Consider the following 19,625-nt stretch of genomic DNA (forward strand, 5'->3'; position numbering starts at 1 on the left):
CACCCCCGATGAGGTGGGACGAGGTGGAACCCATGGACGACAACCCCCGACCCGACGCGGCGCTCGGCCTGGACGGTGTGCCGCACACCGGTGAGACGATGACGCCCGACGGCATGCTGGTCGAACCCCAGGCTGAAGACTTCCTTTCCGCGGAACAGGCACCCAAGGACCCCGACTGGTTCAAAGGCGCGGTCTTCTACGAGGTTCTGGTTCGTGCCTTCCGCGATTCCAACGGCGATGGCACCGGCGATCTGCGAGGTCTGGCCAGCAAGCTCGACTACCTCGCCTGGCTCGGTATCGACTGCCTGTGGCTTCCGCCGTTCTACGCCTCGCCTTTGCGGGACGGCGGCTACGACATCAGTGACTTCCGTGCGGTCCTCCCCGAGTTCGGCAGCGTCGACGACTTCGTCTTGCTGCTCAACGAAGCCCACAAGCGCGGTATCCGGGTCATTACCGACCTCGTACTGAACCACACCTCCGATGCCCATCCCTGGTTCCAGCAGTCGCGGATGGAACCCGACGGCCCCTACGGCAACTACTACGTGTGGAGCGATGACGACTCCCGCTACTCCGATGCTCGGATCATCTTCGTCGACACCGAAACTTCGAACTGGACCTACGACCCGGTACGAGGGCAGTTCTACTGGCACCGGTTCTTCGCGCACCAACCCGACCTGAACTTCGAGAACCCGGATGTCCAGGAAGCGATGATCGATACTCTGCGGTTCTGGCTGGACCTGGGTATCGACGGCTTCAGGCTCGACGCCGTGCCTTACCTGTTCGAACAGGAAGGCACCAACTGCGAGAACCTGCCCCGGACCCACGAATTTCTCAAACGCTGCCGCAAGGTCGTCGACGAGGAGTACCCGGGCCGGATCTTGCTCGCCGAAGCCAACCAATGGCCGTCAGACGTCGTCGAGTACTTCGGCGACCCGGCCGTAGGCGGCGACGAGTGCCACATGGCGTTCCACTTCCCGCTCATGCCCCGCATCTTCATGGCCGTCCGACGCGAGTCCCGGTTCCCGATCTCCGAGATCCTCGCGCAGACGCCCAAGATTCCCGACGGCACGCAATGGGGCATCTTCCTGCGTAACCACGACGAGCTCACCCTCGAAATGGTCAGCGACGAAGAACGCGACTACATGTACGCGGAATATGCCAAGGACCCGCGGATGAAGGCCAACATCGGCATCCGCCGACGACTCGCGCCGCTGCTGGACAACGATCGCAACCAGCAGGAACTGTTCACCGCCATGCTGCTCAGCCTGCCCGGTTCACCCGTTCTGTACTACGGTGACGAGATCGGCATGGGAGACAACATCTGGCTCGGAGACCGCGACGCGGTCCGGACGCCGATGCAGTGGACTCCCGATCGCAACGCGGGGTTCTCCAGTTGCGACCCCGGCCGCATCTACCTGCCCGTGACTATGGACGCCACCTACGGCTACCAGGCGATCAACGTCGAAGCGCAGACCAACAACGCCTCGTCGCTGCTGAACTGGACCCGCCGCATGATCGAGGTCCGCAAGCAGCACCACGCCTTCGCCGAGGGCGAGTTCATCGAGCTGGGCGGTTCCAACCCCAGCGTGCTGGCCTACAAACGGCGCTGGATCAGGCCAGACGGCAAACTTGATGTCGTACTGTGCGTCAACAACCTTTCCCGGTTCCCGCAGCCGGTCGAACTGGACCTGTCGGAGCATCGCGGGAGCACGCCGGTGGAGCTCACCGGCGGCGTGCGCTTTCCCGACATCGGTGAGCTGTCGTACCTGCTGACCCTGCCGGGCCACGGTTTCTACTGGTTCCAGCTGGTCGAGGACAACGAAGGCGACACGAGGTAACCACGTGACCGAACCCCACGAACTAGTCAGCCGGCTTGTCACGCATCTGGCCGAGTGGCTCCCGGCCCAGCGGTGGTTCGCCGGCAAGGACCGACCGATCACCGCGGTGAACGCGCTGAACACCACGGTGCTGCTCGGCGGTGACCCGTTGTTGCTGCACGTGGTCGTGGACGTGGTGCAGGACGACCGCCACGAGCCGTACCAACTGCTCATCGGCAGCCGGGCCCAGCTGCCCGAGCACCTGGGCTCCAGCTGGATCGGCGCCGAGGCGGGCTTGCCCTGCTACGAGGCGAGTGGCGACGGGGATCTCACTGCGTGTCTGCTGGACTTCATCAGAACAGGCCACCAGGTCGGATCGCTGCGGTTCTCCGCCGAACCCGGCATCGAACTGCCCCAGGACCTGCGAGCCAGGCCGATCACCTCCGAACAGAGCAACACCTCCCTGGTCTACGGCAATCAGTACATCTTGAAGCTGTTCCGCAAGCTCACCACCGGCGCGAACCCGGATCTACTTCTGCACCGCGCGCTCCGGGAGGTCGGGTGTGAACACATCGCGGAGCCACTCGGGTCGATCATCGGCGAACTCGACGGCGAACCGACGACCATCGGCTTGCTCCAGCAGTTCCTGCCCGACGCGGTCGACGGCTGGGCGATGGCCACGACCAGCGTCCGGGACCTCTTGGCGGACCCTGACCAGCATCCCGACGAGGTCGGCGGCGATTTCGCAGGTGAGTCGCACCGGCTGGGGCATGCCGTCGCCACGGTGCACGCCGACCTTCAGCGCGCGCTGGGGCAGCAACCAGCCGACTCCGCGGAGTTCGAGCGGACAGCCAAGGCGATGCTCGATCGCCTGGATACCGTCGTCGAGAGTGTGGCGGAACTGGCCGAGCATGTTCCGGCGCTGCGCGCGGCCTTCGAGAAACTGCGCGAAGCCGGTGACGGCATGTTCATGCAGTACGTGCACGGAGACCTGCACCTCGGCCAGGTACTCAGGACGGTCAACGGATGGTTGCTCATCGATTTCGAAGGTGAGCCCGCCGCGCCGGTCGCGGAACGGACGGCGCTGCGCTCCCCCCTACGAGACGTCGCCGGAATGCTGCGGTCATTCGACTACGCGGCGTACCAAATGCTCGTCGGCCAGCCAGAAGACCCGACACTGACCGAGCGGGCGCTCGAGTGGGCCCGACGCAACCGTGCGGCGTTCTGTGAGGGATACGCCGAGGCCGCAGCCGAATCGATCGGCGACCCACGCGATCATGCCGAGCTGCTTCGCGCGTTCGAGCTGGACAAGGCGGTCTACGAGGTTTCCTACGAGCACGCGAACCGGCCCGAGTGGCTGACCATCCCCCTGTCGTCGATCGCCCGGATAACCGAAGGAAGCGAGTGAAGGACGTGAACGCGATCCCAGCCGAACTCCCCGAGGCGGCGCCGTCGCCGGAGGACGTGGACCGGCTGCTGGCCGGATCACACCACGATCCGCACTCCGTGCTCGGTGTACACCGGGTCAAGAACGGAATCGTCGCGCGGGCGCTGCGCCCCGGCGCGACGTCGGTGGACGTCGTGGCCGGCGATCGCCGATTCCCGCTGGACAGGGTGGTCGACGGCTTGTTCGCCGGCGTGCTGCCCGAGCACCCCGGCGACTACCGGCTGGAGATCGACTACTCCGGGCATCCGGTCACCCTGGACGACGCATACCGGTGGCTACCCACGGTCGGCGAGCTGGACCGGCACCTGATCGGTGAGGGACGCCACGAGCGGCTGTGGGACGTCCTCGGCGCGCATGTCCGCAGCTACGACACCCCAAGCGGCACTGTCGAGGGCGTGTCGTTCGCGGTGTGGGCGCCGACCGCTCGCGGTGTCCGCGTGATCGGCGACTTCGACGGCTGGGATGGCCGCGCAAACCCGATGCGCTCCTTGGGTTCCTCGGGCATCTGGGAGATTTTCATCCCGGGCGTCGCGACCGGCGCACACTACAAGTTCCGCATTCTCGGCGCCGATGGCAGCTGGCACGAAAAGGCCGACCCGATGGCGTTCGCCACCGAGAAGCCGCCTGCCACCGCGTCAGTCGTGACGACGTCGGAGTACACGTGGGGCGACGCGGAGTGGGAAGCCAAGCGCGAAGCCACGAACTGGACGAACGCACCCGTCAGCGTCTACGAAGTCCACTTGGCGTCGTGGCGGCAAGGCCTGGACTACCGGGAGATGGCCGAGCAACTCGCTGACTACGTCATCGAGACCGGCTTCACGCACGTGGAGCTGCTTCCGGTGTCCGAGCACCCGTTCGGCGGCTCATGGGGATACCAGGTCACCTCCTACTACGCACCGACGTCCCGATTCGGCACCCCGGACGACTTCCGATACTTCGTCGATCTGTTGCACCAGCGCGGTATCGGGGTGCTGGTGGACTGGGTGCCCGCGCATTTCCCCCGCGACAGCTGGGCGCTCGCGCGGTTCGACGGGACCCCGCTGTACGAACACGCCGACCCCCGCCGCGGCGAGCAGCCGGACTGGGGCACGCTCGTATTCGACTTCGGCCGCAACGAGGTCCGGAACTTCCTCGTCGCCAACGCGCTGTTCTGGATCGAGGAATTCCACCTCGACGGCCTTCGCGTGGACGCCGTCGCGTCGATGCTGTATCTCGACTACTCGCGAAAGGAAGGCGAGTGGCTGCCGAACCAATACGGCGGCCGCGAGAACCTGGACGCGGTGAAGTTCCTGCAGGAGCTGAACGCGACTGTTTACAAGCGGCATCCCGGGGTACTGATGGTCGCCGAGGAATCGACGGCGTGGCCCGGCGTCACCCGGCCCACGCATTTGGGCGGCCTCGGCTTCGGCTTCAAGTGGAACATGGGCTGGATGCACGACACGCTGCACTACCTTGGCCGTGAAGCGGTGCACCGATCCTTCCACCACAACGAGATGACGTTCTCGCTCGTATACGCGTGGAGCGAGAACTTCGTGCTGCCGCTTTCGCATGACGAGGTCGTACACGGCAAAGGCTCGCTGTGGCAACGGATGCCGGGCGACGACTGGAACAAGGCGGCCGGGTTGCGCGCGCTGCTGGCGTTCATGTGGGCCCACCCAGGCAAGCAGCTGTTGTTCATGGGCGGCGAGTTCGGCCAGGAGCGGGAGTGGTCAGAGTCTCGTTCGCTGGACTGGGCGTTGCTCGACCAGCCGTTGCATCAGGGCGTGCGAAGCCTGCTCGGCGATCTCAACAGCGTGTACCGATCTTCGCCGGCGTTGTTCAGCGCGGACAGCAAGCCGGAGGGTTTCCGGTGGATCGACGCGAACGACTCCGGTGGCAACGTGCTGAGTTTCCTGCGCATCGGTGAGGACGGCTCGCAGGTCGCGTGCGTGGCGAACTTCTCCGGGTCTCCACACCACGACTATCGGGTGGGCCTGCCGTCAGCCGGCCGATGGCGCGAGGTGGTCAACACCGACGCCGTGGCATACGGCGGTTCCGGTGTTGGCAATCTCGGCATGGTCGAAGTCGAAGCCAAGCCTTGGCACGGCCAGCCCGCGTCAGCGATCCTGCAGCTGCCACCGAGCGGCGTGCTGTGGCTAGCCCCGGAAGCGGACGCGGACGTAGAGGCGTGAGACGTCGCTAGCTCGGTGACGTCGAAAACGTCACCGAGCTAGCACGCTCAAGGAAGTCTGTAGCCAAAGCCGAAGGTCCGCTCAGCGCATCACACTGCCACAGCGACCAGTTCGCGATGGTGTCGAGGTACGTCGACCTCGTCGAGCACTGCGGCGGCGAGGTCGGCATATGAGAACGGACGCCCACCGTCGGGCAGAACCTGGCGTCCGCCGATCCGATACCGGCCAGACCGTTCGGTTGTGTCGCCGAGAACGGCCGGCGGTGGCGCGACCACCAGCCAATCGATGGTCGCACGGCCTCAGCGACCCAACGCACCATCGTCCACCGAAGCCACCGATGAGAGCGCGTTCTTGCGCAGAAGCGCGACGCTCCGCAAAGCGGCACGGAGGTCTTCGGACTCTTCGCCGAAAAATCGGGTGTCCACCTCACGTGCGACCGCAGTCGCCTGCCTGGTCAACACTCGCCCGGCGGAGGTCAAGGCCAATCGCAGTGCACGAGCATCGGATTCGTGCGCACGCCGATCCACCAATCCCCGTTCCTCGAGCGTGCGCACGACCTTGGAGGTCATCATCCGGTCCGCACCCGCCTGGCGAGCGACCTCCTGCTGGGTCGGCGGACCATCGAGGTGCTCCAGCCACCCGACCGACGCCAGGAGCAGGAACTGCGTCGGGGTCAGTCCCAGCGGCCGCAAGCGGTTGTCGAGTTCTGCCCGCCAGGTCAACGCCGCGTGATGCAACCAGAACCCGGCCGACAGCAGGGGGCCGGATTCCCGATCCGTCATGACGCTGCCGCGTACCGCGCGGCAGCGATCTCGAGCGCCGTGAAGGTCTTGAGCATGTCCCGGCGGATGCGGCGACCGAAGTAGAAGCGAAACAGCGGCACCAGAGGACCGGTGACGCGCACCGTTTTCACACACCGGACCCGCCCGTCCCCTAACGCTTCGAAGACGTTCTCACCAGCGAGTTTCCCTCCGGGCAGGGCACATTCCGACGCCCAAATGCTCCGCTCGGTGACGTCGGTGATCGTCCACGTCGTCGCCGGTCCGCCGTGAGGCTTCGACCAGCCGGTGCCGCCGGGGGCGAATGCTCCGTCGAGCCGTGCCTCCTCCTCATGCGGATCCCAGCTCGCCCAACGGTTCACATCGACGGCGACAGCCCAGATCGCCGACAGGTCTCCCCTGATGGTCTTTTCTGCCGAGATCAGGTGCATCGCCGACTCCTTGATAGTTGTTGCGACTACATTATCGGTAGTCGCGACAACTATCAAGGAACGATCCAGCCGGCGATGCGCGAAAGCCCTCGACCGAAGATGGGCTGATCTCGTCAGTGCCTTGTAGGGCATATGCTGTCTATGGCATATTGCGAGGTGATCACCGCAAGCCGACTACCACAAGGAGAGCCGATGGACCGCGGAACGTTCGTTGACCACCAGGGACGGCCGTCCGTCCGCTTCCAGCACACCTACAACCACCCGATCGAGCGAGTCTGGGCCGCGGTCGTCGACCCGGCGGAGCTCGCGCACTGGTTCCCGTCCAAAGTCGAGCTCGAACCGCGAGTCGACGGGCTCATCTCGTTCTCGGACGACCCCCACACCGAGCCGATGACGGGTCGAGTCATCTCGTTCGACCCGCCACGGCATCTGGCCTTTACTTGGGGCGGAGACGAGCTTCACTTCGAACTCGAGGAAGTCGACCCTGGGAGGTGCCGACTCACGTTGACCGATGTCCTGGAAGCCCGCGACGCAGCGGCACGCAACGCCGCGGGCTGGAGCGTCTGCCTCGGTGAGTTCGCCAAACACTTGGACGGCAAGCTCGCCGACGGCCCCCACAGCGACACCGCCGAACCATGGCGCACGCTGTACGACGAATACCTCGCTTCGGGCATGCCATCTGGGGCTTTCATTCCGGAGGCGCCTTCCGCGACGAAAGACTGACAGTCTCGACACCTGGTCATCCGACAGCGAAAGAAGTCTTGACAGTTTTAGTTGTCGGTGGGATTCTGGTCGCATGGTCAAGGTGACGGCGATCGCGCTTGCCGCGAAGTCCGCGGGATGAGCTGAGTCGCCTCGCACCCGAGCGCGCCGGCCGCGACCGCCGGTCTCCCCAGGAGGAACACTGAGATGGGCCATGAATTCCGGACCCCCGCCGAAGCTGAGGTCGACACGACCCCGGAACAAGTGTGGGCAGCCATCGCCACCGGACCGGGAATCGACTCCTGGTTCATGGGCCGGAACGAGGTCGACCCCGGGATAGGCGGCGCGGTCCGGACCGCGTTCGGCGACTACAACCCGGAATCCGCGGTGACCGAATGGGATCCGCTGAAACGACTCGCGTACACCAGCGGCGTGGCCCCGGACGGTCGGTTCGTCGCCTACGAGTTCCTCATCGAGGGACAGGACAGCGGCAGCACGGTACTTCGCATGGTGACCAGCGGTTTCCTCCCCGGCGACGACTGGGAAGCCGAGTACGAGGCGATGAACTACGGCCTCGCGTTCTTCTTCCGGGCGCTGAGGGAATACCTCGCCTGGTTCGCTGGTCGCACGGCCTCCCCGGTGACCGTTTTCGGTCCGCCGGTTGCCGACTGGGAGAAGACCTGGGCGGCACTCGCCGACCGGCTCGGACTATCCGGCTCCATCAGTCCGGGCGACACCGTCCGGTTCGTTCCGGATGGACTCCCGCCGATCGAAGGTGTGGTGTATTCGGTCAGTCCCCAGTGCCTGGGGGTGCGGACCGGCGACACGCTGTACGGGTTCATGCAGGGCCTCGGCGGCTCAATGGTCGCCGTCCACCACGTGTTCGCCGAGATCGACAGGTCGTCGACGGAAGCCGCTTGGCGTACCTGGCTTGACCTGCTCGGCTGACCCGACGAGAGACAAGACGTCGAGAATGGAGAGACCCATGAACACGGTTACATCCCAGGACGGCACCGCCATCGCGTTCGACCGAATCGGCGAAGGACCGGCTCTCATCCTGGTCGACGGCGCGCTCTGCTACCGAGCGTCCGGGCCGAACGGTCCGCTGGCGGCGTTGCTCGCCGAGCACTTCACGGTCTTCACCTACGACCGGCGGGGGCGCGGCGAAAGCGGTGACAACAGCGCCGCCGGGGCGTACTCGGCCGAGCGGGAAGTCGAAGACCTCCAAGCGCTGTTCGCCGAGGCCGGTGGATCCGCGTACTTGTATGGCATCTCCTCGGGCGCCGCGCTTGCGCTGGAAGCAACGAACCGCGGGCTGCCCGTGAAGAAGCTCGCGTTGTACGAGGCACCATTCATCGTCGACAACACACGGGCAGCGTTGTCGCCGGACTACCTACTGCAGCTGGAGCGGCTGGTCGCCACGGACCGACGGGGTGACTCGGTCAAGCACTTCATGCGCAAGGGCGTCGGACTGCCCGCCCTCGTCGTCGCGATGATGCGGCTCATGCCGGCGTGGCCGAAGTTGAAAGGGGTGGCGCACACGTTGCCTTACGACGTGAGGCTGGTGGACGCCTACCAGCACGGCACGCCGCTGCCGGCCGCCCAGTGGTCGTCCGCGACCGCACCCACGCTCGTGATCGACGGAGGCAAGAGCCCGAAATGGATGCGAAATGGCACGAAGTCACTCGCCGACGTACTGCCTCAGGCCCGCTACGAGACCTTGCCAGGACAGACGCACCTCGTGAAGCCACCGGCACTGGCACCGGTTCTGACCAGGTTCTTCACCGACCACGGCTGATCAGGACGCTCGCAGCAGTCCGTCCGACGACTCGTCGGCGTCGGTGTCGACACAACCACAGCCGCCCTGGACGGTCTGGCAGTCGATGATCAACGCGTGACGCACCCGGTCAAGGCCACTGCACTCGACGTCCGTGCACTCGGAGTACCCACCGTCGGGGTGAACCACCAAGGTGCCGTGGCAGTGGTCGATCCCGCTGGTGCAGGCCGCACAATCCATCATCCCGCCGCCTTCCGCTCGCGCTGGTGAACCGCATCCGTCCGCCGGTCTGAGCACGGGCAGCCAGTTCATCGCTGAGCCCTTAATACCACTGCGGGACGACAGAGTTTGGCACATGCGCGGCGTGTCGCCGCGGGCAGTCCCCAGCACCATCCGGACGGGTCAGGTCAGGCGCTTTTCGGTGTCCTGCGGGCTCTCGTCGCCGCGGCGGGCTTCTTCGCGACCGGCTTCTCCTGCTCTGGATCGGGCTCCGCTTTGCGGGGCCGACCGGCGGGAGTCTTCTTCACGAGACCGGTCGAGCGGGTCTTCTTCGCAGCGGTGACACTCGCCTGCAGGGCCGACATCAGGTCGACGACCTCGGCCTTCTCCCCCGGTTTGCTCGGCGCGGTGGTGTCCTTGCCGTCGATCTTCGCCTGGATGAGCGAGTCCAGGGCTTCGCGGTAGTCGTCCTGGTACTTGTCAGGTTCGAACACCGGCTCAGACAGGGAATCGATCAGCGAGGTCGCCATCGTCATCTCCTGCGGCCGCACCGACGGAGCGTCCTCGCGCAGGAAAGCGAAGTCCGGTGTGCGGACTTCGTCCGGCCACAGGACGGTCGTCATCACCAACACGTCCGACAGCACTCGCAGCACGGCAAGCGCCTCGCGCTGCCGGATGGCGACCTTGGCTATCGCGACGTGGCTCGACTTGTGCAGCGCGTCGCGCAGCAGCACATACGGCTTTATCGCGGCCTTCTGCGGCTCGAGGTAGTAGGTCTTGTCGAAGTGGATCGGGTCGATCGATTCCAGCGGGACGAACTCGAGCACGTCGATCGTCTTTGAGCTCGAAAGCGGCAGTTCCGCCAGGTCAGCGTCAGTGATGACCACCATTTGGCCGTCGCTGAGCTCGTAACCCTTGGCGATCTCGGCGTAGGGCACCTCCTCGCCGTCGATACTGCAGAACCGCTTGTACTGGACGCGTCCACCGTCGGTTTCATGCACCTGGCGCAGCGAAACGTTCTTGTTCTCCGTGGCCGCGTACAAGTTGATCGGGATCGTCACGAGCCCGAACGAAACCGAGCCCTTCCACATCGCTCGCATCGAATCGCACCTCCGCCATCGCAAAACGAACTCACGACGCTTTTAGACGTTACGCTGTCGAGCCGGGAAACGACACTCCGCGAAACCCGAACCAGCGCCTGTGACCAGCACCGACGGGCCGTTCCGGCCGCTTGCATGGCGTGTTCCGACCAGGTCCGCGACACTGGTGGCCAAGCGCCGCGACACGAGGAGACACCGATGGCCGGCCGCCGAATCGAGGTGGAAGTAGACGGTCGGCGCCTGTCGCTGTCCAACCTGGACAAGGTGCTCTATCCCGAGGCGGAGTTCACCAAACGCGACGTGATCGACTACTACCGCCAGGTCGCACCGGTACTGCTTCCCCGGCTGGCTGATCGCCCGACAACTTTCCTGCGCTACCCCGACGGGGTCGATCACCAGGGGTTCTACGAGAAGGACGTGTCCCGCCACGCACCCGAATGGGTGCGGACCGCCCGGCTCGAAACGCATTCGCGCGGCAGCGGCACCGAGATCAACCACCATCCCGTGATCACCGACCTGCCGACACTCATCTGGGCGGCGAACCTCGCCGCGCTCGAACTCCACGTTCCGCAGTGGACAGTCGGTCCACGCGGCGCGCGGCGCGACCCCGACCTGCTGGTCTTCGACCTCGATCCGGGCGAGCCGGCGACGGTGGTGGAGTGCGCCGAAGTCGCCGTGCTCCTCCGGGACGCGCTCGCCGAAGACGGACTGACCGCATATGCCAAGACCAGCGGTTCCAAGGGCATGCAGCTCTATTGCGCGGTCCGCACCCGCCGCCCGGAAGCCACCTCCGAGTACGCGAAAACGCTCGCGGAGCGCCTGACCGAGCGGCGAGCCGACCTCGTGGTGGCCAAAATGGTCAAGTCGCTGCGCCCCGGCAAGGTCTTCGTCGACTGGAGCCAGAACAACCCGGCGAAGACCACTATCGCGCCGTACTCGCTGCGCGGACGCGCCCAGCCGACGGTGTCAACGCCCGTCACCTGGGCCGAAGTCGAGGCCTGCACGACGACGTCAGACCTGACGTTCACCAGTGACGACGTCCTCGAACGTCTCGAGCGCGACGGTGACTTGCTGGCCGAGCTGCCCGACCACGTCGCGGCGCTGCCGAACCACTAGTCGATCTCAGCGGACCCGGTGAGCCGGAACTTACGCTGTGTGCGCTGGTAAAACGTGGTCCGGCCGAAGCGGATCACCCTGGCCGCGGCCGGGAGCACCGAGATCTCGATGATCGCGCCAGGCACGACATGGCCGATCAGCAGTCCGTCCGCCTCCACGGCGAGCTCCCCGCTGCTGGGCAGCACCTCGAGAGCGAGCTTCTCACCACTGGACAGGAACAACGCCCGATTGAACGCCGAATGCGGCGCTGCCGGGGTCACGAGGAGCCCCTCCGCGCGGGGCGAGACGATCGGTCCACCCGCCGAGAAGCTGTAGGCAGTCGACCCGGTCGGAGTCGCGACCACGAGTGCGTCGGCGGAATACCGGACGAACGGATTGCCCTCGACGTGCAACTGGACGTCGGTCATCCCGTGCCCGGGGACGCGGACCAGCGCGATGTCGTTGAACGCCCGCACATCAGTGTCGCCGGTCGTCGCGCGGAGACCCGACCGGTCTTCGACGGTGAACTCGTCGCGCTCGATCGAACACAGTGCCTCGGCCAGTTCGGGGACATCGACCTCGGCCAGGAAACCCAGCCTGCCGAGGTTCACCCCGAGCACCGGGATACGCCTGTCGGCGCTGAGCCGCATCGCCCGCAGCATCGTGCCGTCACCGCCCAGACTGACCAGGACATCCGCATGGGCCGCGAGGGGTCCCGACTCCAGCATGGAGACCCGGTCCGACGCGCGACCGGGCTCCTCCGGGAGTCCGAGCACGTCGATATCTCGCGAGCGTGCCCAGTCGACGATCGTCGCGATCACCGGCGCGCAGTCCCGGCGCGGGTGCAGGACCAGGCCGAGTGCGCGCATTGATCCCATGAACGATCTCTCCCTTTCGCCGGTGTCCTCGCCCATGAGCATGCCCGGTGCACCACGATCGAGGGGCAGGCAGGGGGTGAAGAGATCACGCAAAACGTGCTCCAGTCACTAGTTCGCCGGACTCGGCGACGCCGCGGGACCACGGAAGGTCCGGCGGTAGGCGCTCGGCGACACACCGAGCGAGGTTTGCAGATGCTGGCGCAGCGACGCCGCGGTGCCGAACCCAGCGTCCTCCGCGATGCGGTCGACTGCGAGGTCGGTCTTCTCCAGCAGCTCACGGGCGCGTTCGACCCGCTGCTGGGCCAGCCACTGCCCAGGCGAGACGCCGACTTCGTCGCGGAAACGCCGGGTGAAGGTCCGCTTGCTCATCGACTCGCGAGCTGCCAGGTCGCACAGGGTGAGAGGCCGGTCGAGATGCTCGAGGGCCCAAGCCCGGACGGCGGCGGTCGACAGCTGCCGAGCGTCGGGTACCGGTCGCTGGATGAACTGAGCCTGACCGCCGTCGCGGTGAGGCGGGACCATCGTGGTGCGCGCGACGGCGTTGGCCACGGAAGAACCGTGGTCACACCGGATCATGTGGAGACAGAGGTCGATCCCGGAGGCGACGCCGGCTGCGGTCAGGATGTCGCCGTCGTCGGTGTAGAGGACATCCGGATCGAGCTCGACCAGCGGAAAGAGCGCCTGGAACTGCTCGGCTGACTTCCAATGGGTCGTGGCCGGACGCCCGTCGAGCAGCCCTGCCGCGGCGAGCACGAACGACCCGGTGCAGATCGACGCCAGGCGCGTGCCGGGGCGAATACGAGCGAGGGCTTCGGTGAGTGGGCCCGACAGTTGCGCATCGGTCGACTCGTAGTCCTCCGTCGAAGCCGGGATGACCACGGTGTCGGCCTCGCTCAACGCGTCCACGCCGGTCGAAACGGTGACGCCGAAGTCGGCATCGGTCCGGATCTCGCCGGGTGAGAGCGTGCAGGTCACGACCTCGTACAGCTTGTCGCCCCCGGCTGAAACAGCCTGTCCGAACAGGCGGTGCACGATGCCCAACTCCATCGGAAGCACTCCGTCGCGAACGAGGACGGCAACCTGATGCCGGCCGGGCGACGGGAAAGCGGTCATGGCCCGATTCTTTCACATGTTGGCTTTCAGGCCACTCGCCGACGTCCTCGGATCGAACGACAGTGGAGTTATGAAGATCCTCTGGCTGTTCGCCCACCCCGACCAACGCTCGTTGAACGCGCACTTGAGAGACGAAGGAATCCGGGAACTGAGTGCACTCGGGCACGAGTATCGGCAGTCCGACCTGTACGCGATGGAATGGAAGGCAGCAGTCGACGCGGACGACTTCGACCACGACAGCGCTGAACCGTTCCGAGTCGGCTCGGCGTCGAAGCGGGCGTACATGTCAGGGAAGCTGAGTGACGACATCCGCGCCGAGCGGGACAAGCTCCGCTGGGCAGAGACCGTGATCCTCCAGTTCCCGCTCTGGTGGTACGGCATGCCGGCGATCCTCAAAGGCTGGTTCGACCGGGTTTTCGTCAGAGGCTTCGCCTACGACGTCGTCGAAAACGGTCGAACCTTGCGGTACGGCGAAGGAGGACTCTCCGGGAAGCGGGCGATGGTCGTGGTGAGCGCCGGAGCCCGCGAAGCGACCTTCGCGCCGCGCGGAATCAACGGCGAGATCAACGACCTGTTGTTCCCCTTGCAGCACGGAACCCTGTGGTACACGGGAATGGACGTCGTGCCCCCACTGCTGGTGCCGGCAGCGGACCGGTTCTCCGCCGAGCAGTTCGAGCAAGCAGCGAAGGAGTTGCGAGAGCGGCTACGCACGTTGCCGACGACGACACCGTTGCCGTTCCGACGCCAGAACAGCGGGGACTACGACAAGGACCTGGTGCTGCGCCCGGAAATCGCCCCGGGCAGAACGGGAAACGGGGTGCACCGCACAGGCTGAGGTCGACCGGAGTCAGTTCAGCGGGCGCGTCCCGTCCGGGATGCCGCCGCCGGCGATGACGTCGGCCGCAAAGTTGCTGAGGGCGGTCAAGGCGACGCGCTGGCTCCACGGGCCGAAGGACACCCGGGCGACGCCCAGTCGTTCCAGGGTCTCGAGCGGGAGTGATCCCGGCAGGCTGATCAAGGTCAGCTTCTGCGGCCCGAGCGCCTCGACGAGCGCGGCGACGGTCCGCTCGTCGAACTTGCCTGGCACGAACACCACCGGGGCGCCGGCGTCGAGGAAGGCTTTACCTCGTTCGATGGCGTCGGCGAGCACGTCCTCGGGCGCGCGGTCGCCGGCCTTGACGAAGACGTCGGTACGCGCGTTGAGCACGAACTGCACGCCGGCCGATTCACCGGCCTTCACCACCGCTTCGACCGCGGCAACGGCGTCGCCGAGTGGTTTCGCCTGGTCCTCGAGGTTCGCGCCGACGATGCCGACGTCGATCGCTTTCCTGACCGTTTCACCCGGATCGCCGTAGCCCGCTTCGAGATCCGCGCTCACCGGGAGGTCAGTGGCGGCGGCGATGCGGCCGACGGCCTCGATCATCAGGTCGACCGGGATGTTCTCCCCGTCGGCGTAACCGTAGGAAGCCGCGATGGAGTGACTGGCCGTGGCCAGCGCGCGGGTCCCGTCGAGTTCGGCGACCACCTTGGCGCTGATCACGTCCCAGACGTTCACCACCTTCAGCAGTTCCGGCGCTTCGTGGAGTTTGAGCAGGGTCGAGGCCTTGTCGGCTGAGGACGTCATGCCCCGACCCTACGACAACTCCACCGAACCAAGTCAGCTGTCGGACGCCTACTTCCCCGGGACCACGGTGACCGATCGGCCCGGCGCCAGTACGACCTTCTTGCTCCACGACCCGACCCGGACCGTCGTCGACGTGCCGCCGGTGCTCCAGACTGTCGCCGAGGTGACCTTGCCCGCCTTCCAGGCGAAGTCCACGGTGAACCCGCCGCGGGCGCCGATACCGGCGATGCGGCCGGACGCGGCCCAAGCGGCCGGCAGTGCGGGCAATAGCTCGATGACCCCGGGCCGCGAATACAGGAGCATTTCGATCATCGCCGACGGCGTGCCGAAGTTCGCATCGATCTGGAAGATCGTGCGGTCACCGAAGCTGTACATGTCGAACAGGTTCGCCGCCGCCCCGTTGCTGAAGTTCACCGACGGTTTGAGAACGGTGAGGACCAGCTGGTATGCCTTCTCGGCGTCGTGAAGCCGCGCCCAGCACAATGCCCGCCACGCACACGCCCAGCCGAAGCTCTCCATTCCGCGAGCGGTCAGGAGGTTGCGCACACCGGTCAGCAACTCTGCCGGGCTGGAATCGTTCTTGATCCTGTCTCCGGGGAAGAATCCGATCAGCGGTGACAAGTGCCGGTGTTCGACCTCGCCGAGGTTGTCGGGCGACATCCATTCTTCGAGCCACCCCGTTTTCGGGCTGACGACCGGCAGATAGAGCTTGCTCTGCAGACCGGTGATCGTCCTGGCGTACTCGGAATCCTTGCCCAGTGTCGCGGTCGCCAGCCGATAGTGCTCAAAGAGGTCCCAGACGATTTCCTGGGCGTAGGTGACTCCCCGTTCGTCGGTCGGACCTTGCTCGGGCGACCAGTCGTGATCATCGATGAGCACGGTGCGCGAAGTGCCCGTCGCGGGATCGGTGACGGTGGTGGTGATCAACCGGGCTTCCCAGAACTCGCACGCGCCCTTGATGATCGGGTAGATCTTGCGCAGGAACTCGCGGTCCTGGGTGTATTCGTAGTGCTCCCACAGTGAGTTGCAGAGCCAGGCGTTACCCGCCGGATGCCACCACCAGCCGAGTCCGCCATAGATATTGGACGAAAACGCCGTCGTCCAGCCCGCGACCTTTCCCGAGGTGTTGCGGAATCCGTTTTTCGGGTCGTTGAACAGTCGCTGCGTCTGCGTTGTCCACGACGAAACCTGTGAAAGGCAGTAGTCGGCGAAGGCGTCGAAAGACCGTGAAAGTCCCGCGCGATCGGCGAGCCAGTAGTTCATCTGGACGTTGATGTCGGTGTGGTAGTCCGCCATCCAGTCCGGCGTGTTGTTGCTCAGCCACAGCCCTTGCAGGTTGAGCGGGAGGCTGTCGCGCGAACCCGAGATCATCAGGTACCGACCGAGCTGCAGATAGCTCACCTCCAACTCTGGGTCGGGGGCAGAGCCTGCCGCGGCACGCGCGGTCAAGCGCGCCCAGGTGTCGAGGGATTTCTGCGCTTTCGTGGACGTACCGAGGTCGACGGTCATACCGTTGTACAGCGAGTGGTAGTCGACGACGTGGGTCACCAGCAGGACCTTGCCGCCGACTCGGGCGGCCGCTCGAGCCTTGACGCGCGCGAGCGCGAGCGGATCGCAGCCGGCATCCATGAAGTCCACGTCGGCGTCGGGGGTGTAGTTCGTCCCGCCACTCACGACGATGACCACCTCGTCGCAGTGCGTAAACGTCACATCCGTGCCACTGACCGAGACCTTGCCGGTGGCGGACGTAGCCGTCACGACGGCGCCGTACTTCAGGCCGTTGCCGAAGGTCGCGCTGAACGAAGCCGACTTGGTCGCGGCGTCGGCTGTGGTCGTCTCGCCGTGCGTACCGGCCAGCGACACCGAACCGCTGTGGGTTCCGCCACCGGACTGCGACAGGCGGATGACAACGACGTCGTCCGGGTGACTCGCGTAGGTTTCGCGCCGATAGGTGACGCCTTGGTAGGTGTAGGCCGAGGTGACGAGCCCGTTGCTGAGGTCGAGCCGCCGCCGGTAACCGGCGATCGACGACGTCGAATGCCCGGTCACGGAGACCGCCAGCTTCGCCAGGAGGCTGAACGTACCGAAATGAGCTGTGTCATACGGGAACTGGCCGTCACTCTGCAGTTCCGCGTTGAGGCCGCCGGTCCAGAGCGTCGCATCGGTCAGATAAAGGACGTCGTGTGCCGGGTCGCCACCGACCAGGCCACCGAGCCGCCCGTTCCCGATCGGCAGTCCCTGTTCGATGATCTTCGCTTCGTCCGCCGGAGCCGGGTACCAGAGTTCGGTGGCCACGGAGTCGGCGACCAGTTGCGATTCGGCCTGCCCCGGCGGCCTGAGTGGCTCGGCCTGGGCGACGAACGGCCTCAGTCCGCCGAGCGCCAGCCCTGCCCCGACGGTGCCGCCGATCTTCAGGAAGTCGCGGCGCGAGGGGCCCTGCCGGTCCGCCTCGTTCCGACTGGGGGAAGAGTCCGTCATCGTTGAGTCCCTTCAGCTGGCCAAGAACCCCCAAAAGATAGGATCTATCCTGGAGGATTGTCAACGAATCCCCGGAATCAAGGGTCGTTGGTCGGCAATAGATCTGATGACTGTCTGAGGTGTCACCTCTCGATTCGCCATGACTTCCATGATGGAAGTAGGCTGCACAGGGAGGTGCCGATGCAGCGGAAAAGTTTCGAAGACATGACCTGCTCGCTCGCGCTGTGCCTCGAACAGGTCGGCGAGTGGTGGAGCCTGCTGATCCTCCGGGATGCACTGCACGGGCTGACGCGCTTTGACGAGTTCGAGCGAAGCCTCGGGATCTCCACCAACTCGCTAGCTCGCCGGCTGAAGGCGCTCACCGAGTCGGGCCTGCTCGAACGTCGCCAATACCAGGACCGGCCGCCGCGCTACGAGTACCTGCTCACCGAGCGCGGTCGTGACCTGCAACCGGCCATCGAGTCGCTACGCGCCTGGGGCGCGAAACACGGACCGGCCAGGACAGCACCGGTGCGGCTGGTCAACCGGGAGACCGGTCTAGTCGCGGACCCCGAACTGATCGACAAGCGCAGTGGTCAGCCGATCAACCTCGACACCTTCGTCTACGTCGCGGGGCCGGACGCGCACGAGGCCAAACTCTCGCGCATGCCGCGCGAACCCCGACCCGCAGAATGAAAGCGAGATCCAGGATGAGCGACAACGCTGAACCATCGACCAGGCCCCGCCGGATCGGCGTGCTGGGGCCCGGCGCGATCGGCGGCCTGCTGGCGGCGCGACTGAGCGCGCAGGGACACCACATCACGGTGGTAGCGACCGAGCGCACGGCCGCGGTCATCGCCGCGTCCGGCTTGACGCTGCAACTGCCCGGACGTGACGTCATCACCACGCGTCCGGAGGCGCGAGCCTGGCTCGGCGGACCGGTCGACATTCTGCTTATCGCGGTGAAGGCGACCGAGCTTCTGTCTGCGCTGCAGCGAGTTCCCGCGGCTATGGTGAACGGGACGACCATCGTCCCGTTCCTCAACGGCGTCGATCATCTTCCGTTGCTCCGAGCGGTCTATCCGGGATCGGACGTCGTCGCCGCGACGATCGCGGTCGAAGCCACTCGGCACCGGCCGGGGGTGATCGAACAGCTTTCGCCGTTCTCGGACATCGTGGTCGCGCCGAATTCTGCCGGACTTGCCGGGCTCCTGTCGGACGCGGGGTTCGCGGTGAGGTCGGAGGACGACGAGAACCGCGTGCTCTGGCTCAAGCTCGCCATGCTGGCCCCGTTCGCCCTCCTGACCACCGGAACAGGTCTGCCCGCCGGCCTGGCACGCGAGAAGCGTCCCGAGTGGCCGACGCTTCTGGTCGCCGAAGCAGTCGCGGCCGCGGCGAAGGTCGGAGTAGACCTCGACGGCGAAGCGGCGCAAACGCGTTTGGCGCAGATGCCGGCCACCATGCAGTCATCGATGCTCAAGGACTTTTTGTCCAACCGGCCGCTGGAGCTCGACGCCATCGCTGGCCCGATCATCCGCGCGCTCGGCGCAACCCAAGCCCCCACGACCACGGCCGTCGTCAGCGAGATCCTCGGCGCCGGACAACCGTAGAGCATTTGGTTATGCCGCGGCGGGTCGGCTCGCGTACACACCCAGCCGGCCGGCGGTCGCAACCGGTCGGCTCGTCGTCCGACCCTCTGTGCACGCTGTCCGACGTTCCCTGCGCGTCGCCCGACGTTCCGTGCGCACGGTTCGCACGCGGATGTCCACCGATCACGCACACGCGCGCATGAACTGCACACTCGCGTGTATGGACGGCGAACTCGTGTGTGCGCGCAGACGTGGAAATGACGGTAGCCCCGGGAGAACAATAAATGCTCTCGACCGGAGCTACCGTCATCCTTCACTGAAAATATGTCCGGCGGTGTCCTACTCTCCCACAGCCCTTCGACTGCAGTACCATCGGCGCTACCAGGCTTAGCTTCCGGGTTCGGAATGGGACCGGGCGTTTCCCTG

At 65.9% G+C, this 19,625-nt stretch carries 18 protein-coding genes and 1 rRNA gene; 10 read left to right on the forward strand and 9 right to left on the reverse strand.

What is annotated here, in order from left to right:
• The first annotated feature begins 32 nt into the window (after nucleotides 1–32).
• Genes treS through glgB form a run of 3 tightly spaced genes read left to right on the forward strand, consistent with a single transcriptional unit; the run spans nucleotide 33 to nucleotide 5,435 of the window.
• Nucleotides 33–1,838, forward strand: a complete 1,806-nt coding sequence (gene treS, locus JWQ81_RS33610) for a maltose alpha-D-glucosyltransferase (protein ID WP_297547818.1) — start codon at nucleotides 33–35, stop codon at nucleotides 1,836–1,838.
• A 4-nt stretch (nucleotides 1,839–1,842) separates the two neighbouring features.
• Complete coding sequence (locus JWQ81_RS33615; RefSeq protein WP_297547819.1) at nucleotides 1,843–3,225, forward strand: aminoglycoside phosphotransferase; 1,383 nt, start codon at nucleotides 1,843–1,845, stop codon at nucleotides 3,223–3,225.
• 5 nt (nucleotides 3,226–3,230) lie between these two features.
• On the forward strand, nucleotides 3,231–5,435 hold the full coding sequence (gene glgB / locus JWQ81_RS33620; RefSeq protein WP_297547839.1) for a 1,4-alpha-glucan branching protein GlgB: 2,205 nt from the start codon (nucleotides 3,231–3,233) through the stop codon (nucleotides 5,433–5,435).
• 299 nt (nucleotides 5,436–5,734) lie between these two features.
• On the opposite strand, the gene JWQ81_RS33625 is transcribed toward glgB, so the two are convergent.
• Nucleotides 5,735–6,217, reverse strand: coding sequence for a MarR family transcriptional regulator (locus JWQ81_RS33625; protein WP_297547820.1), 483 nt, complete (start codon nucleotides 6,215–6,217; stop codon nucleotides 5,735–5,737).
• Nucleotides 6,214–6,645, reverse strand: a complete 432-nt coding sequence (locus tag JWQ81_RS33630; RefSeq protein WP_297547821.1) for an SRPBCC family protein — start codon at nucleotides 6,643–6,645, stop codon at nucleotides 6,214–6,216. The genes JWQ81_RS33625 and JWQ81_RS33630 overlap by 4 nt, the downstream gene beginning before the upstream one ends.
• A gap of 192 nt (nucleotides 6,646–6,837) precedes the next feature.
• Between JWQ81_RS33630 and JWQ81_RS33635 the strand changes: the two genes are divergently transcribed.
• The 3 genes from JWQ81_RS33635 to JWQ81_RS33645 all read left to right on the forward strand — a co-directional run bounded on the left by JWQ81_RS33635 (nucleotide 6,838) and on the right by JWQ81_RS33645 (nucleotide 9,145).
• Nucleotides 6,838–7,368: an SRPBCC family protein gene (locus JWQ81_RS33635; RefSeq protein ID WP_297547822.1), complete on the forward strand. Its 531-nt coding sequence runs from the start codon at nucleotides 6,838–6,840 to the stop codon at nucleotides 7,366–7,368.
• Between the two features lie 186 nt (nucleotides 7,369–7,554).
• Entirely contained in the window at nucleotides 7,555–8,295 is a 741-nt protein-coding gene (locus tag JWQ81_RS33640; RefSeq protein WP_297547823.1) for an SRPBCC domain-containing protein, read from the forward strand.
• Between the two features lie 37 nt (nucleotides 8,296–8,332).
• Complete coding sequence (locus tag JWQ81_RS33645; protein WP_297547824.1) at nucleotides 8,333–9,145, forward strand: alpha/beta hydrolase; 813 nt, start codon at nucleotides 8,333–8,335, stop codon at nucleotides 9,143–9,145.
• Here JWQ81_RS33645 and JWQ81_RS33650 read toward each other — a convergent pair whose 3' ends face one another.
• Complete coding sequence (locus JWQ81_RS33650; RefSeq protein ID WP_297547840.1) at nucleotides 9,146–9,364, reverse strand: hypothetical protein; 219 nt, start codon at nucleotides 9,362–9,364, stop codon at nucleotides 9,146–9,148. It abuts the gene before it with no gap.
• A gap of 167 nt (nucleotides 9,365–9,531) precedes the next feature.
• Nucleotides 9,532–10,443 (reverse strand): Ku protein, encoded by a 912-nt coding sequence (locus JWQ81_RS33655; protein ID WP_297547825.1) that lies wholly within the window; start codon nucleotides 10,441–10,443, stop codon nucleotides 9,532–9,534.
• Nucleotides 10,444–10,641: 198 nt separating this feature from the next.
• Between JWQ81_RS33655 and ligD the strand changes: the two genes are divergently transcribed.
• Nucleotides 10,642–11,559, forward strand: coding sequence for a non-homologous end-joining DNA ligase (ligD, locus tag JWQ81_RS33660; RefSeq protein WP_297547826.1), 918 nt, complete (start codon nucleotides 10,642–10,644; stop codon nucleotides 11,557–11,559).
• On the opposite strand, the gene JWQ81_RS33665 is transcribed toward ligD, so the two are convergent.
• Together JWQ81_RS33665 and JWQ81_RS33670 are read right to left on the reverse strand one after the other, a co-directional pair.
• Nucleotides 11,556–12,416: an NAD(+)/NADH kinase gene (locus JWQ81_RS33665; RefSeq protein ID WP_297547827.1), complete on the reverse strand. Its 861-nt coding sequence runs from the start codon at nucleotides 12,414–12,416 to the stop codon at nucleotides 11,556–11,558. The two genes, ligD and JWQ81_RS33665, sit on opposite strands and share 4 nt — an antisense overlap.
• A 108-nt stretch (nucleotides 12,417–12,524) precedes the next feature.
• Nucleotides 12,525–13,529 carry a helix-turn-helix domain-containing protein gene (locus tag JWQ81_RS33670; protein WP_297547828.1) on the reverse strand — a complete coding sequence of 335 codons (1,005 nt, stop codon included), beginning with the start codon at nucleotides 13,527–13,529 and terminating at the stop codon, nucleotides 12,525–12,527.
• A 70-nt stretch (nucleotides 13,530–13,599) separates the two neighbouring features.
• Here JWQ81_RS33670 and JWQ81_RS33675 point away from each other — a divergent pair, with 70 nt between their 5' ends.
• Entirely contained in the window at nucleotides 13,600–14,364 is a 765-nt protein-coding gene (locus tag JWQ81_RS33675; protein WP_297547829.1) for an NAD(P)H-dependent oxidoreductase, read from the forward strand.
• 12 nt (nucleotides 14,365–14,376) lie between these two features.
• On the opposite strand, the gene JWQ81_RS33680 is transcribed toward JWQ81_RS33675, so the two are convergent.
• Nucleotides 14,377–15,153, reverse strand: coding sequence for an isocitrate lyase/phosphoenolpyruvate mutase family protein (locus tag JWQ81_RS33680; RefSeq protein ID WP_297547830.1), 777 nt, complete (start codon nucleotides 15,151–15,153; stop codon nucleotides 14,377–14,379).
• 48 nt (nucleotides 15,154–15,201) lie between these two features.
• Nucleotides 15,202–17,631 (reverse strand): glycoside hydrolase N-terminal domain-containing protein, encoded by a 2,430-nt coding sequence (locus tag JWQ81_RS33685; protein WP_297547831.1) that lies wholly within the window; start codon nucleotides 17,629–17,631, stop codon nucleotides 15,202–15,204.
• Nucleotides 17,632–17,811: 180 nt separating this feature from the next.
• Between JWQ81_RS33685 and JWQ81_RS33690 the strand changes: the two genes are divergently transcribed.
• Together JWQ81_RS33690 and JWQ81_RS33695 are read left to right on the forward strand one after the other, a co-directional pair.
• Nucleotides 17,812–18,306, forward strand: a complete 495-nt coding sequence (locus tag JWQ81_RS33690; RefSeq protein WP_297547832.1) for a helix-turn-helix domain-containing protein — start codon at nucleotides 17,812–17,814, stop codon at nucleotides 18,304–18,306.
• Between the two features lie 14 nt (nucleotides 18,307–18,320).
• On the forward strand, nucleotides 18,321–19,220 hold the full coding sequence (locus tag JWQ81_RS33695; protein ID WP_297547833.1) for a ketopantoate reductase family protein: 900 nt from the start codon (nucleotides 18,321–18,323) through the stop codon (nucleotides 19,218–19,220).
• 305 nt (nucleotides 19,221–19,525) lie between these two features.
• Here the strand turns inward: JWQ81_RS33695 and rrf are convergent.
• Nucleotides 19,526–19,625 (reverse strand): 5S ribosomal RNA (gene rrf, locus JWQ81_RS33700); the annotation flags it as partial.

This window comes from Amycolatopsis sp., assembly GCF_025464955.1.
GTDB lineage: Bacteria > Actinomycetota > Actinomycetes > Mycobacteriales > Pseudonocardiaceae > Amycolatopsis.

What these genes read in the sequence shown, in the direction of transcription:
- JWQ81_RS33640 (WP_297547823.1), top strand. Translation starts at nt 7,555, where the DNA reads ATGGGCCATGAATTCCGGACCCCCGCCGAAGCTGAGGTCGACACGACC.
- JWQ81_RS33665 (WP_297547827.1), bottom strand. Translation starts at nt 12,416, where the DNA reads ATGGGATCAATGCGCGCACTCGGCCTGGTCCTGCACCCGCGCCGGGAC.
- JWQ81_RS33630 (WP_297547821.1), bottom strand. Translation starts at nt 6,645, where the DNA reads ATGCACCTGATCTCGGCAGAAAAGACCATCAGGGGAGACCTGTCGGCG.
- JWQ81_RS33645 (WP_297547824.1), top strand. Translation starts at nt 8,333, where the DNA reads ATGAACACGGTTACATCCCAGGACGGCACCGCCATCGCGTTCGACCGA.
- treS (WP_297547818.1), top strand. Translation starts at nt 33, where the DNA reads ATGGACGACAACCCCCGACCCGACGCGGCGCTCGGCCTGGACGGTGTG.
- JWQ81_RS33675 (WP_297547829.1), top strand. Translation starts at nt 13,600, where the DNA reads ATGAAGATCCTCTGGCTGTTCGCCCACCCCGACCAACGCTCGTTGAAC.
- JWQ81_RS33695 (WP_297547833.1), top strand. Translation starts at nt 18,321, where the DNA reads ATGAGCGACAACGCTGAACCATCGACCAGGCCCCGCCGGATCGGCGTG.
- JWQ81_RS33690 (WP_297547832.1), top strand. Translation starts at nt 17,812, where the DNA reads ATGCAGCGGAAAAGTTTCGAAGACATGACCTGCTCGCTCGCGCTGTGC.
- JWQ81_RS33670 (WP_297547828.1), bottom strand. Translation starts at nt 13,529, where the DNA reads ATGACCGCTTTCCCGTCGCCCGGCCGGCATCAGGTTGCCGTCCTCGTT.
- JWQ81_RS33685 (WP_297547831.1), bottom strand. Translation starts at nt 17,631, where the DNA reads ATGACGGACTCTTCCCCCAGTCGGAACGAGGCGGACCGGCAGGGCCCC.
- JWQ81_RS33650 (WP_297547840.1), bottom strand. Translation starts at nt 9,364, where the DNA reads ATGGATTGTGCGGCCTGCACCAGCGGGATCGACCACTGCCACGGCACC.
- JWQ81_RS33635 (WP_297547822.1), top strand. Translation starts at nt 6,838, where the DNA reads ATGGACCGCGGAACGTTCGTTGACCACCAGGGACGGCCGTCCGTCCGC.
- ligD (WP_297547826.1), top strand. Translation starts at nt 10,642, where the DNA reads ATGGCCGGCCGCCGAATCGAGGTGGAAGTAGACGGTCGGCGCCTGTCG.
- JWQ81_RS33625 (WP_297547820.1), bottom strand. Translation starts at nt 6,217, where the DNA reads ATGACGGATCGGGAATCCGGCCCCCTGCTGTCGGCCGGGTTCTGGTTG.
- JWQ81_RS33680 (WP_297547830.1), bottom strand. Translation starts at nt 15,153, where the DNA reads ATGACGTCCTCAGCCGACAAGGCCTCGACCCTGCTCAAACTCCACGAA.
- JWQ81_RS33655 (WP_297547825.1), bottom strand. Translation starts at nt 10,443, where the DNA reads ATGCGAGCGATGTGGAAGGGCTCGGTTTCGTTCGGGCTCGTGACGATC.